We start from the raw sequence: 12,449 nt of genomic DNA, 5'->3' as shown, positions 1-12,449 counted from the left end.
GCACACCCTCGGCGCTCCGGCGGGTGCAGTAGGCTCGGCACGATTCCCGACCACCACGGGTGAGCGGCGGGAGTCGCCCGGCCGTCGGTCGGTAAAACAGGAAGTCTCACGCCGGTAGGGGATGGTCTTGGTATTGCGTCATGTGGTGGCTCTCGTACCGGCTGCCGGTGCGTGATGTCCCACCCCGACCCCTACGGCAGCACCGAGCCGCGCGGCTGGGACCGCCCGGCTGCCCCGTCCCTGCCCTGGCCGGACACCGAGCTGGAGCCCGGCCCCTGGCGACCCGCCCCGGACACGTACGCCGCCCCGGACACGTACGCCGGGCCGTACCCGACGACCTCGCGGCACCACGACGGCCCCGGCCGGTACGACGGACCGCCGGCCGGCGACCGTGGGCGGCCCGCCGGGCCGGAGCACGACGGCCCGTGGGGTGAGCCCACCCGCGACGAGGAGTACCCGACCGCGCAGATCGCGCCGGTGCGGGACGAGCCCACCGACCAGATTCCGGCGGTACGCGACGAGCCCGCGCCGACGCCCGAGCCCGAGCCGCCGGCCGGTCGCCGGGGCCGGGGGCGGCGGCGGGCGAGCGCGGAACGTCCGCCGAGCGTCGCGCCGACGACGTCCCGGGCGGGGCGCAACCTGCCGGCGGCGATCGGCGTCGGGGTGGCCCTCGCCGCGGCGGTCGTGGTGCCGCTGTTCTTCTTCATGCCGGCGTTCCTCGCCGTGCTCGCGGCGGCGGTGGGCGTCGGCATCTGGGAGATGGCCCGCGCGGCGCGCCGCAGCGGCGCCCACCCGCCGCTGGCGCCGCTCGTCGCCGGTGGCGTGATCACAGTGGGTCTGGCCTGGTACGCGGGTCCCGACGCGCTCTGCCTCGGGCTGCTGGTCACGGTGCTGGGCACGATGATCTGGCGGCTGGGCGACGGGCCGGGTGACTACCAGCGCGATCTCACCGCGGCCACCCTGATCGCGGTGTACGTGCCGTTCCTCGCCGGGTTCGCGGCCATGCTCGCGGCGGCACCCGGCGACGGGGCCCTGCGCGTGCTGGTGACGCTGGCGGCGGTGGTGCTCTCCGACACCGGCGGGTACGCCGCGGGCGTGTCGTTCGGCAAGCATCCGATGGCGCCCACGATCAGCCCGAAGAAGTCCTGGGAGGGCTTCGCCGGCTCGGTGACCGCCGCGGCGGCGGGCAGCGCGGCGCTGCTGTGGGCGTTGTTCGACGTGGCCCCCTGGTGGGGCGCACTGTTCGGGATGGCGATCTCGGTCGCGGCGGTGCTCGGTGACCTCGCCGAGTCGATGATCAAGCGGGATCTCGGCGTCAAGGACATGAGCAACCTGCTGCCCGGGCACGGCGGCCTGATGGACCGGCTCGACTCGGTCCTGTTCGCCGTGCCGGTGGCGTACCTGCTGCTCGCGGTCTTCGTCCCGGTGACGGGTTGAGGCGTGAATCACGGCGTCGAGCCGGGGCGGCCCGGCCGGCCGGGGGCGATTCGACACGTAGGGGCGGGTGCGTCCGGGCGGGAGCGTGTCAGACTGGACGCGCCATGACGAGCCTCCCGCTGATCTCCGTAGACCCCGACGCCCGCGGCCGCCGGCCCGCGATGCCTCCCCGCCACCTCGCCGACCTGGACCTGCCGGGCCGGCAGGCGCTCGTCACCGAGCTGGGGGAGCCCGCGTTCCGTGCCAAGCAGGTCTCCAACCACTACTTCGGCCGCCTGGTGCGCGACCCGGAGCGGATGACCGACCTGCCGGCGGCGACCCGGGAGCGGCTGGCGGGCGAGCTGCTGCCCACGCTGCTGACCCCGGTACGCGAGCTGGCCTGCGACGACGGCGCGACCCGCAAGGCGCTCTGGCGGCTGCATGACGGCTCGCTGGTGGAGAGCGTGCTGATGGGCTACCCGGACCGGGTGACCGTCTGCATCTCCAGCCAGGCCGGCTGCGGCATGGCCTGCCCGTTCTGCGCCACCGGCCAGGCCGGGCTGACCCGCAACCTGTCCACCGCCGAGATCGTCGACCAGGCGGTCTACCTGGCCGGGGTGGCCGCCTCCGGCGTGGTGGCCGGGTCGCCGCCGCGGCTGTCGCACGTGGTGTTCATGGGCATGGGCGAGCCGCTCGCCAACTACGCGCGGGTGGTGGCGGCGATCCGCCGGCTGGTCGCCCCGGCGCCGGAGGGGCTGGGGCTGTCGCAGCGGCACATCACCGTCTCGACCGTCGGCCTGGTGCCGGCGATCCGCCGACTGGCCAGCGAAGACCTCTCCGTGACCCTTGCGTTGTCGCTGCACGCCCCCGATGATGAGCTGCGCGACGAACTCGTCCCGGTCAACCAGCGCTGGAAGGTGTCCGAGGTGCTGGACGCGGTGTGGGACTACGCGGCCACGACGGGACGTCGCGTGTCCATCGAATACGCGATGATCAAGGACGTGAACGACCAGCCGTGGAGAGCCGATCTGCTCGGGCGGCTACTGGCCGGCAAGCTGGCCCACGTGAACCTGATCCCGCTCAACCCGACTCCGGGCAGCCGCTGGGACGCCAGCCCGAAGCCGGTCGAGCGGGAGTTCGTCCGGCGGTTGCGCGACGCCGGTGTGTCGACCACGGTGCGCGACACCCGGGGACGCGAGATCGACGGGGCCTGTGGGCAGCTCGCCGCCGCCGAGGACACGGACGGCGACTCACGCGCGGCAACGGCGTAGCGGTACGAGACCAGGAGACATAGTGGCGAGTCAGGGTCAGCGTTTCCGGCGTAAGGCGCTCCGCAGGGGCTACAAGGTCGATGAGGTCGACGCCTTCCTGGACCGGGTCGAGGCGACACTCGATGGCCAGCCGGTCGGCGCGCCCGTGGCTTCCCAGGAGGTCCACGACGTCGTCTTCCGGGTCCGCTTCAACGGCTACGACGAGTGGCAGGTCGACCTGCACCTCGACCGGGTCGAGCGGCAGCTCGCCGAGCTGGAGGAGCGCGGTGGCGCACCGGCCGGGCGCGGTGGCGACCCCCGGATGGCCGACCGGCTGGGCCCGCCGCCGATGCGCGACGACCGGGGCATGTCGCCGGTGCCGCAGCCGCCGATGCCGCCCCGGCAGATGCCGGCCCAGCCCGGCCCGCCCGCCGACCGCTACGGCAGCCGCTACGACGAGCCGACCGGCGCGTTCGCCGGTGGCTATGACGGCCCGCGCGGTGGCTACGACGGCCCGCGCGGTCCGGGTGGCCCCGGCCCGATGGGCCCGGGTGCGCCGATGGGACACGGCGGCCCGCCGCCGCGCGGTCTGCCGCCCGGCCCGGGCGGTTACGGCCCGGACAACGGCCCCGGCGGCTACGGTCCGGACAAGGGTCCCGGCGGGTACGGTCCGCCGGACAGCGGCCCGGGCGGTTACGGCCCGGACAACGGCCCTGGCGGCTACGGTCCGGACAAGGATCCCGGCGGGTACGGTCCGCCGGACAGCGGCCCGGGCGGTTACGGCCCGGAGAGCGGGACCGGCGCGTTCGGCCCGGAGGATCGCTTCGACGGGTTCGAGGCCGGCCGGCGGGGCCGGGCCGACATGACCGCCGAGATCCGCATGCCCGAGCGCGAGCTGCGTGGTCGTGGCCCCGGTGGTCCGCCCGCGCTGCCGCAGCAGGGCTACGGCGCTCCCGAGCCCGGCTACGGCCCGCCGGACCCGGGTTACGGTCCGCCGGACCACGGCTACGGCCCGGGCCCGTCCATGACCGGCCCGCCGATCGTGGGTCCGCCGGCCGCCGGTCCGCCGATGGTGGGGCCGCCGATGGCCGGCCCGCCCGGCAGCGACCTGCACCGGGTCGACCAGATCCGGCGCAGCTTCCAGGTCCGCCGGTTCGGTAGCGGGTACGACCCGGGCCAGGTCGACCGGTTCTTCGAGACGCTGCTCGGCGGGATGCAGGGGCGCAACCCGATGCCGGTGAGCCCGAAGGAACTGGACACGCTGCGCTTCGGGCTGGTGCCCGGTGGCTACTTCGAGGCCGAGGTCGACGCCGCGCTCAAGGACGTGCAGGACATCCTGCTCGGCCGCTGACGGCGGTCACGAGACGACGAAGGGCCCGCCCCCGGACAGGCCGGACAGGGGGCGGGCCCTTCGCGCACTACCGTGGGCGCCGCGCGTCAGGACCGCAGACCGTTGCGGCGCAGCACGGCGTCGCCGATGACGATGGCGATCAGCAGCCCGGCGATCCCGAAGAGCCAGATGTGCTCCACCCGGCCTTCCTCGATCCCGCAGAACCCCATCAGAACCAAGGCCACCGCCGACAGCACCGCACCGATCCGTCCGGACTTGCGGTGTCCGGGCTTGTGCTGATCTGGCGCGGTTACCGGCTCGTCTCCTGCCACTGTCGGTCCTTCCCTCGCGATCGGATCTCCGATCAGTCTGGCACGCCGGTAACCGGGCCCGGCGCAGGGTCCGACCTCCTGTGCCGGGGATGACCCGGGCGGGCGACAGCGGGCCGTCCGGCCGGCCCGGGTCGTTGGTCCTGTCCCGGTCGGGGCCCAGGCCACTACCGGGCGTCGCGGGACGGCGAGCACACTGCCTCCGGTAGCGTCTTGACGTACACCTGATGCCTTTTTGAGGAGGACTGCGGTGCGAGTGACCGGTACGGGGCATGCCAGCATGCGGATCGACACGGCTGCGGGCAGCATCCTGTGCGACCCGTGGGTCAACCCCGCCTACTTCGCCTCGTGGTTCCCCTTCCCGGACAACTCCCAGCTCGACTGGGCCGCCCTCGGCCAGGTCGACTACCTGTACGTGTCGCACCTGCACCGGGACCACTTCGACGCGAAGCACCTGCGTGACTTCGTGTCGAAGGACGCCACCGTGCTGCTGCCCGAGTTCCCCACCTCGGAGATGGAGGACGAGTTCCGGGAGCTGGGCTTCACGAAGTTCCTCAAGGCACCGAACGAGCAGGTGGTGGAGCTGCCCGGCGGCCTGAAGATCATGATTCAGGCGCTGACCAGCCCGACCGACGGCCCGATCGGCGACTCCTCGCTCTGGGTCGAGTACGACGGCGTCCGGCTGCTCAACCAGAACGACGCCCGCCCGACCGACCTGACCGTCTTCGCCGAGCTGGGCCACGTACACGCGCACATGCTCCAGTTCTCCGGCGCGATCTGGTACCCGATGGTCTACGAGCTGCCGCAGGCGGCGAAGACGGCGTTCGGCAAGCAGAAGCGGGACCGGCAGTTCGACCGCACCTGGCGCTACATCGACGACCTGAAGGCCGACCACGTCTTCCCGATCGCCGGCCCGCCGTGCTTCCTCGACGACGAGCTGTGGCAGTTCAACGACATCTTCGGCGACGAGGGCAACATCTTCCCCGACCAGTCGGTGTTCCTGTCCGAGTACGCCAAGGTCGGCGGCACGAACGGCATCGTGCTGCTGCCGGGCAGCGTCTCGGAGATCACCACCGAGGGCGCGACCACCACGCACCCGGTGCCGGTGGAGGAGTTCTTCGCGAACAAGGTCGCCCACCTGGAGGAGATGCGGGAGCGCAAGCGCCCGGTCATCGAGGCCGAGAAGGCGTCCTGGCGGCACCCCGAGGTGGACGTGCTGGGCGAGATGAAGCGCCGGATCGAGCCGCTGCTGGACGAGTCGATCTACCTGGCCAAGGGCGTCGGCGGCCCGGTCCGCTTCGACCTGGTCGGCTACGACGGAGACAGCGTCGAATCCATCGTGGTGGACTTCCCGGGCAAGGAGGTACGGCCGTACGCGGACGAGAAGGTCCGCTACCGGTTCCGTACCGAGCGGGCGCTGATCGAGCACCTGCTGCACATCGGCGAGGTGGACTGGGTCAACTCCCTCTTCCTCTCCTGCCGATTCTCCGCGGCCCGCATCGGCCAGTACAACGAGTTCGTCTACGCCTTCTTCAAGTGCCTGTCCGAGGAGCGCCTCCAGTACGCCGAGGGCTGGTACGACGAGCACGAGCGGGCGGTCGACGCCGAGGACATCACGCTCGACGGCTGGGTGGTGCAGCGGCGCTGCCCGCACCTGAAGGCGGATCTGAGCCGGTTCGGCATCGTCGAGGGTGACCAGCTCACCTGCCAGCTGCACGGCTGGAAGTTCGACCTGGCGAGCGGGCGGTGCCTGACCAGTGTCGGGCACAAGATCCGCGCGCACCGCGCCGACGCCGGGACGCCGGCACCGGCCGGGGAAGCGGTCATCTGACGGTCGGGTACAGGCATCCGGGTGAGCGCCATCGGGCTCACCCGGACGCCGTGTGGACAGAGGTCCCTTCCTTACAGGTCGGCGAGGATGCGGCGGGCCGCGTTGTGCCCTGCCGCGCCGATCACGCTGCCCGCCGGATGGCAGCCGGCGCTGCCCGCGTACACACCGTCCACCCCCGTGGCGTACGGCATCCGGTCGGTGAACGACACAGTGTTGTCGACGTGGTGGATGTGCCCGCCGGTGATGCCGAAGTGCGCCTCGATGCCGGGCGGCGGCAGCGGCACCGCGTCCGCGACCAGGTCACCGACGCCCGGGGCGTACCGCTCGCAGATCGCGATCAGCCGCTCGACGTAGCCGGGCAGCGCGGCCTCCCAGGTGGTGCCGGCCAGCTCGTAGGGGACCGACTGCACGAACAGCGCCGACGAGTGGTGCCCGGCGTCGTCGGACAGCGACGGGTCGACTGTGGTGTGCAGGTACCACTCGATGGTCGGCTCGTCCGGCAGCCGCCCGGCCCGCACGTCCGCCCACATGCCGCGCAGCGCGGCCATCGGTGACTCGCCGCCCTCGCCGACCAGTGACGCCGAGCCGGGCAGCAGGTGGATGGTCGAGCCGAACGGGCTCGGCGCGTCCTCCGGCAGGCAGGAGAAGCGGGGCAGCCCGGTCAGCGCCAGGTTGAGCTTGAGTGTGGTGCCAGGGCTGCGGACCGCCGCCATCCGCGCGCCCAGCTCCGCCGGGAGCGCGCCGTCGGGCAACAGCTCCATCAGCCGGTACGGGTCACAGGCGCCGAGCACCACGGAGGCGTCCACCTCCCGGCCGTCGGCGAGTGTCACCCCGGCGGCGGCGTCCCCGGCCAGCCGGATTCCGGTGACCGGCGCGTCGGCCACGATCCGCGCCCCGGCGCGCTCGGCGGCCTCGGCGAACGTGCGCGACACGGTGCCCATGCCGCCCCGGGTGATCATCCAGGTGCCGTCCGCGCCCGGCAGGCGGCACATGTTGTGCACCAGGAAGTTGTGACCGGTGCCGGGGTCGTCCGGGCCGGCGTTCAGCCCGGACAGGCCGTCGGTGACCGCGTACATGCTGACCAGCAGCTCGGAGCGGAAGTCGAAGCGGGCCAGGTGGTCGGCGACCGAGCCACGCACCAGGTCGGCGAAGACCTGCCGCAGCGCGGGCCGCACGTAGCGTTCGGCGGTCTCCTCGACCGGCAGCGGCTCGGCCAGCCACGCCGGGGCGAGATCCTCCCGGAGCTGGGCCAGCTCGGCCTGCAGCGCGTCGTCGGCGGCCACGTCGGCGGGGGAGAACATCTCCGCGAGCTGCCGCCGGGTGGCCGCCACGTCGCTGCCCGCCAGCAGGTACGGCGAGCCGAGCCCGCCCGGCGTGGGCAGGAAGTAGTGCGGGTCGCGGCGCAGCACCGGGATGCTCACGTCGAGCGTGGCCAGCAGCTCCGGCGGCATCAGCCCGAGCAGGTACGACCCGGTGGAGTGACGCAGCCCCGGCACCTTCGGGAACGGGTTCTCGGTGCGGGTCGCCCCGCCGATCACGCCGGACGCCTCCAGCACCAGCACGTCGAGGCCGGCGCGGGCCAGCAGGATCGCCGAGACCAGGCCGTTGTGCCCGGCGCCGACCACCACGACGTCGGCGCGGGACGGCAGCTCACTCGCGTCGCTCATGGGCTGCTGGTCGGGCATGTGCTCACGGCCCTCGCTGCGCTCGGTGCGTTCGCTCATGCCGCGGAGCGTAGCTGCGGCCGGGCACGGGCGGGAGGGCTCGCGGCGGGGCGCTACCGTTCCTGGCATGTCCCCGGCTGTCCAGGTCGCGCTCGCGGTGGCGCTCGTCGTGGTGGTGTTCCTCCTCCTGCTCGTGCTGCGGCGCGACCGCCCCCGGGACCTGGTCGCCCCGGACCGTCCGGCCGGCGGCGGCCAGGCCGAGGTGCTCCGCCTGATCCACGCGGGTCGTAAGGTCGAGGCGGTCAAGCTGCTGCGCGAGCAGACCGGGCTGTCGCTGCTGGAGGCGAAGCAGGCGGTCGACGCGCTTTCCTCCGGCGGAACCTGGTCGCCGGGCGCCCCGGCACCGGGAACGGTCGTCGACGACGCGGTCCGGGCCGAGGCCGCGCGACTGCTCCACCGGGGGAAGAAGATCCAGGCGGTCAAGGTGGTGCGGGAGCACACGCACATGTCGCTGGCAGAGGCCAAGCGGTACGTCGAGAGCCTCTGACCCGGCAGCGCCGTCACCGGGCGTTCACCCCGTAGTGGCGGCGGTCGATGCACTTCCGTTCTACCGTCGACGGGACACCCACCGCTTCCGGGAAGGTCACCCCCGATGGATCGTCGTACCGTCCTGCGCGTCACCGCCGCCGGTGGCGCCGCCGCCTTCGCCGGTGGCGTCTGGGCCGCCGCGGCCGCCCCGGCCCAGCCCGCCCAGCCCGGCCCCGGCCCGTACGGCGACCTGCTGGCCGCCGACGCCAACAGCCTCCAGGTGCCGGCCGGCTTCACCAGCCGGGTGATCGCCCGGTCCGGCCAGCGGGTCGCCGGCACGTCGTACACCTGGCACCCGGCGCCCGACGGCGGCGCCTGCTTCCCGTCCGGCGACGGCTGGATCTACGTCTCCAACTCGGAGGTCCCGCTGGCCGGCGGCGCCTCGGCGGTGCGGTTCGCCGCCGACGGCGCGATCGTCGCCGCGTACCGGATCCTCGGCGGCACGAACGTCAACTGCGCCGGCGGGCCGACCCCGTGGGGGACCTGGCTGTCCTGCGAGGAGGTGCCGCTGGGCCGGGTGTTCGAGACCTGGCCCGAGGGCGGCCGGTCCGGCGAGGAGCGGACCCGGATGGGCCGCTTCAAGCACGAGGCGGCGGCCTGCGACCCGGTGCGGCGGGTGGTCTACCTGACCGAGGACGAGCCGGACGGCTGCTTCTACCGGTTCATCCCGGACACCTGGGGCGACCTGCGTACCGGCAGGGTGCAGGTGCTCTGCGCCCCGGACGGCCAGGTCACCGGTGCGGTGACCTGGCGGGACCTGCCGGACCGGGACGGGTTCCCGTTGCCCACCCGCCATCAGGTCGGCGCGGCGCAGGCGTTCGCCGGTGGGGAGGGCTGCTGGTACGCCGACGACACCTGCTGGTTCACCACGAAGGGCGACAACCGGGTGTGGGCGTACGACGCGGTCAACCAGCGGCTCGACCTCGCGTACGACGACTCGCTGGTGCCGGCCGGCGCCGCGCCGCTGACCGGCGTGGACAACGTCACCGGCACCGCCGGCGGTGACCTCTACGTGGCCGAGGACGGCGGCGACATGGAGATCAACGTGATCACGCCGGCCGGTGTGGTGGCCCCGTTCCTGCGGCTGCTCGGGCAGTCCGAGTCGGAGATCACCGGTCCGGCGTTCTCCCCGGACGGCAGCCGGTTCTACTTCTCCTCGCAACGCGGCACCAGCGGCGCCCGGGCCGGCACCGGCGGTATCACGTACGAGGTGCGCGGCCCGTTCCGGCGTTGACCGGCAGCCGTCAGGCGCGGGCCGCCACCCGGGCGGCCCGCCACCGGCTCGCCGCCAGCGTGGCCGAGTAGCCGGACAGCACGATCACGTGGAACAGGTAGAGCCAGAGCAGCACCGCCACGCCGCCGCCGATCTCGTCGAAGCCGCCGAACGGCACGCCCAGGTTCAGCGGCAGCGAGCAGAACAGCACGAAGCCGTGCAGGAAGCCGGACAGGTTCGCCGCCGTGAACGAGCCCAGGCCGACGGTGGAGAGCCAGTCCGGCGAGGCCGGGCCGACCACCCGGAACACCCAGATCAGCACCGGCGTGAGCACCAGCCATACCGCCAGGAACGACAGCACCACGCCGAGCGCGCCGATCCAGCCGCCCTGACGTACCAGCCGGGTGGTCAGTGGCAGCGCCAGCAGGATCGACAGCAGCAGCGCCGGGGCCGGCGCCAGCAGCGGGAGCAGCAGCAGCCGGCCGCGCCAGCCGACGAGCGCGCCGGACTCGGCGCGCGGCTCGGCCACCGAGACGAAGGCGCGGCGCAGCCCTTCCCCGTACAGCGAGGCGGGCAGCAGCGAGGCCAGCGCCAGCAGCGGGGTCAGTCCCAGCCCGGCCTCGACCAGCGCGGCGACCGCCCGGTGCGCGCCGATCTCGGTGGGCAGCGTGTCGACCGCGTAGCCGGTGAGCCGCCGCACCCGGTCCGCCCCGGCGAGCAGCCCGGTCAGCCAGATCGCCAGCAGCGCCACCGGCACCACGGCGATCGCGCCGTAGAAGGTGATGGCGGCGGCGTGCAGTGAGAGATCCCGGCCGCGGACCGGCCGGAATGCCGCAGCCGTGATCCGCTTCGCCCGATCCCACCCGTCGCCCATCGCCCTCTCGTTCCCCGTACGACCCCGCGCCACGCATTACGATCCGGCGGCATGACGATCGCCATGACCGAGCGGCTGGTGCTGCGGGACTGGACTGAGTCGCCCGGCGACCTGGCCCGGATCTACGACATCTACTCCCGGGACGAGGTGATGCGCTGGCTGGGCGGCGGCAAGGGGCGGATGACCGACCCCGCCGAGGCGCGCGAGCGGGTCCGGTCGTGGCGGGAGCGCCATTCGCCGTACGCCGGCCGGTGGGGCCTGTGGGCGATCGAGCCGCGCGGCGGCGGACCGGTGGCCGGGAGCATCCTGCTCAAGCCGCTGCCGGGACGCGACGCCCTCACCCTGACCGACGACATCGAGGTCGGCTGGCACCTGCACCCCGACGCGCAGGGCAACGGCTACGCCACCGAGGCGGCCCGCGCGGTGCTGGAACGCGAGTTCGCCACCGGCACCCCGAGGGTGTACGCGGTGGTGACGGCCGGGAACGACCCGTCGATGGCGGTGGCGCGGCGGCTCGGCATGACGCACGTGGGCGTGCGCACCGACTGGTACGGCGGCGTCGAACTGGAGACCTTCGTCCTCGAACGCCCGACCTGAGCCGCGCCGTTGGCAGTTCGCCCTCGGCCTCCTACGGTGGTGGAGACACGGGGGAGGCACGGATGGTCAACGGTGGCGACGCGGCGCGTTGGCTGCACCTCAACGCCGCCCGGGGTGGTCCGGACGACCTGGCGCTCCTGGTGAACCGGGTCGCGCCCACCATCGGGGCCAGCGACATCGTGATCTACCTGGCTGACTACACGCAGTCCTCGTTGGTACCCCTGGTCGGCGTGGGCGCGCCGCGGGACGAGCTGACGATCGAGACGACGCTGGCCGGTCGGGCGTTCACCGGCCTCCAGGTGCAGCGCGCTCCCGATCACCCGGACCGGCTCTGGGTGCCCCTGCTGCTCGGCTGCGAACGGCTGGGGGCGCTGGAGATCGTGTCGCCGCGCGCCGGCGACCCCGCGCTGGACCGGCCGGCCTGGGAGGTGGCGGTCGCCGTCGCCCAGGTCCTGGTGAACCGCCGGCTCTACGGCGACGTCGTGGAACGGATCCGCCGCCGCCTGCCGATGCAGGTCGCCGCCGAGACCGTGTGGGGGCTGCTGCCGCCGCTGACCTTCGCGACGGACGACCTGGTGGTCACCGCCATTCTCGAACCGTGTTACGACGTCGGCGGGGACATCTTCGACTACGCGCTCAACGGTGACGTGCTCAGCGTCGGGCTCTTCGACACCTGCGGGCACGGGATCAAGGCGAGCGCGATGGCCTCGCTCGTGGTCAGCGCGTATCGCAACGCCCGGCGCACCGGTCTCGACCTGGTCGACACGGCGATCAGCATCGACAGGTGGGTCCGCTCCGAACACCCCGGCATGTTCGCGACCGCGCTGCTCGCCGAACTCGACCGGCGGACCGGGCTGCTGCGGATCATCAACGCCGGCCACCCCGGCGCCATGCTGCTGCGGGACGGCAAGGCCGTCCGGGCACTGCCCGGGCCGACCGCGCTGCCGCTCGGGCTGGGCAATCTGTCGACGCGGCGCCCGCGGGCGCACGAGGAGGCGCTGCACCCGGGTGACCGCGTCCTCGCCTACACCGACGGCATGACCGACGCCCGGGGCGACGACGGGGAACGGTTCGGGCTGGACCGACTCGTCGACTTCGTCGAGCGTGCCCTCAACGACCGGCTGCCCAGCCCGGAGACGATGCGCCGGCTGGTGCGCGCCGTCCTCGCCTATCAGCAGGACCAGCTCGACGACGACGCCACCGCGATGTTCCTGGAGTGGCAGCCCTCGCACCTGCCATTGGGGCACCTGGAGCACCTCACCGCGCCCGACGGGACGATCGCGTCCCCGTAGCCTCGTCCTGGAGCGCCGGCCGTACGCGGAGGTGGAGGCCGGGCAGGTCAGCGAGTCGCCGACGC

At 73.4% G+C, this 12,449-nt stretch carries 11 protein-coding genes; 8 read left to right on the top strand and 3 right to left on the bottom strand.

Annotated features, from left to right (window positions below; translation table 11 throughout):
• Positions 1-174: 174 nt before the first annotated feature.
• The 3 genes from ACFYON_RS14550 (at position 175) to ACFYON_RS14540 (ending at position 4,017) form a co-directional block, all read left to right on the top strand.
• Entirely contained in the window at positions 175-1,437 is a 1,263-nt protein-coding gene (locus tag ACFYON_RS14550) for a phosphatidate cytidylyltransferase (RefSeq protein ID WP_354865739.1), read from the top strand.
• 104 nt (positions 1,438-1,541) lie between these two features.
• Positions 1,542-2,687: a 23S rRNA (adenine(2503)-C(2))-methyltransferase RlmN gene (rlmN, locus tag ACFYON_RS14545; RefSeq protein ID WP_354865737.1), complete on the top strand. Its 1,146-nt coding sequence runs from the start codon at positions 1,542-1,544 to the stop codon at positions 2,685-2,687.
• A 22-nt stretch (positions 2,688-2,709) separates the two neighbouring features.
• The gene (locus ACFYON_RS14540; protein ID WP_387320803.1) at positions 2,710-4,017 is read left to right on the top strand and encodes a DivIVA domain-containing protein; all 1,308 of its coding nucleotides are present in this window, start codon (positions 2,710-2,712) and stop codon (positions 4,015-4,017) included.
• A gap of 86 nt (positions 4,018-4,103) precedes the next feature.
• Here the strand turns inward: ACFYON_RS14540 and ACFYON_RS14535 are convergent, their stop codons facing one another.
• Positions 4,104-4,328 carry a hypothetical protein gene (locus tag ACFYON_RS14535; RefSeq protein WP_354865733.1) on the bottom strand — a complete coding sequence of 75 codons (225 nt, stop codon included), beginning with the start codon at positions 4,326-4,328 and terminating at the stop codon, positions 4,104-4,106.
• A gap of 247 nt (positions 4,329-4,575) precedes the next feature.
• Here ACFYON_RS14535 and ACFYON_RS14530 point away from each other — a divergent pair, with 247 nt between their 5' ends.
• Positions 4,576-6,156: a Rieske 2Fe-2S domain-containing protein gene (locus ACFYON_RS14530; protein ID WP_354865732.1), complete on the top strand. Its 1,581-nt coding sequence runs from the start codon at positions 4,576-4,578 to the stop codon at positions 6,154-6,156.
• 71 nt (positions 6,157-6,227) lie between these two features.
• On the opposite strand, the gene ACFYON_RS14525 is transcribed toward ACFYON_RS14530, so the two are convergent.
• Positions 6,228-7,823, bottom strand: a complete 1,596-nt coding sequence (locus ACFYON_RS14525; protein WP_354866014.1) for an NAD(P)/FAD-dependent oxidoreductase — start codon at positions 7,821-7,823, stop codon at positions 6,228-6,230.
• A gap of 124 nt (positions 7,824-7,947) precedes the next feature.
• Here ACFYON_RS14525 and ACFYON_RS14520 point away from each other — a divergent pair, with 124 nt between their 5' ends.
• Both ACFYON_RS14520 and ACFYON_RS14515 read left to right on the top strand, forming a co-directional pair.
• Positions 7,948-8,367, top strand: coding sequence for a 50S ribosomal protein L7/L12 (locus ACFYON_RS14520; protein ID WP_354865730.1), 420 nt, complete (start codon positions 7,948-7,950; stop codon positions 8,365-8,367).
• Between the two features lie 105 nt (positions 8,368-8,472).
• The gene (locus tag ACFYON_RS14515) at positions 8,473-9,642 is read left to right on the top strand and encodes an alkaline phosphatase PhoX (RefSeq protein WP_354865728.1); all 1,170 of its coding nucleotides are present in this window, start codon (positions 8,473-8,475) and stop codon (positions 9,640-9,642) included.
• Positions 9,643-9,652: 10 nt separating this feature from the next.
• Here the strand turns inward: ACFYON_RS14515 and ACFYON_RS14510 are convergent, their stop codons facing one another.
• Positions 9,653-10,495: a YhjD/YihY/BrkB family envelope integrity protein gene (locus tag ACFYON_RS14510; RefSeq protein WP_354865726.1), complete on the bottom strand. Its 843-nt coding sequence runs from the start codon at positions 10,493-10,495 to the stop codon at positions 9,653-9,655.
• Positions 10,496-10,546: 51 nt separating this feature from the next.
• Here ACFYON_RS14510 and ACFYON_RS14505 point away from each other — a divergent pair, with 51 nt between their 5' ends.
• Both ACFYON_RS14505 and ACFYON_RS14500 read left to right on the top strand, forming a co-directional pair.
• Entirely contained in the window at positions 10,547-11,092 is a 546-nt protein-coding gene (locus ACFYON_RS14505) for a GNAT family N-acetyltransferase (protein ID WP_354865724.1), read from the top strand.
• A 62-nt stretch (positions 11,093-11,154) separates the two neighbouring features.
• A complete protein-coding gene (locus ACFYON_RS14500) occupies positions 11,155-12,384 on the top strand; it encodes a PP2C family protein-serine/threonine phosphatase (RefSeq protein ID WP_354865722.1) in 1,230 nt (409 codons plus the stop codon).
• Positions 12,385-12,449: the final 65 nt, after the last annotated feature.

This window comes from Micromonospora sp. NPDC005686 (assembly GCF_042871665.1).
GTDB lineage: Bacteria > Actinomycetota > Actinomycetes > Mycobacteriales > Micromonosporaceae > Micromonospora.
This window is presented reverse-complemented; position numbering and strand designations above follow the sequence as displayed.

What these genes read in the sequence shown, in the direction of transcription:
- ACFYON_RS14550 (WP_354865739.1), top strand. Translation starts at nt 175, where the DNA reads ATGTCCCACCCCGACCCCTACGGCAGCACCGAGCCGCGCGGCTGGGAC.
- ACFYON_RS14505 (WP_354865724.1), top strand. Translation starts at nt 10,547, where the DNA reads ATGACGATCGCCATGACCGAGCGGCTGGTGCTGCGGGACTGGACTGAG.
- rlmN (WP_354865737.1), top strand. Translation starts at nt 1,542, where the DNA reads ATGACGAGCCTCCCGCTGATCTCCGTAGACCCCGACGCCCGCGGCCGC.
- ACFYON_RS14510 (WP_354865726.1), bottom strand. Translation starts at nt 10,495, where the DNA reads ATGGGCGACGGGTGGGATCGGGCGAAGCGGATCACGGCTGCGGCATTC.
- ACFYON_RS14525 (WP_354866014.1), bottom strand. Translation starts at nt 7,823, where the DNA reads ATGAGCGACGCGAGTGAGCTGCCGTCCCGCGCCGACGTCGTGGTGGTC.
- ACFYON_RS14520 (WP_354865730.1), top strand. Translation starts at nt 7,948, where the DNA reads ATGTCCCCGGCTGTCCAGGTCGCGCTCGCGGTGGCGCTCGTCGTGGTG.
- ACFYON_RS14515 (WP_354865728.1), top strand. Translation starts at nt 8,473, where the DNA reads ATGGATCGTCGTACCGTCCTGCGCGTCACCGCCGCCGGTGGCGCCGCC.
- ACFYON_RS14500 (WP_354865722.1), top strand. Translation starts at nt 11,155, where the DNA reads ATGGTCAACGGTGGCGACGCGGCGCGTTGGCTGCACCTCAACGCCGCC.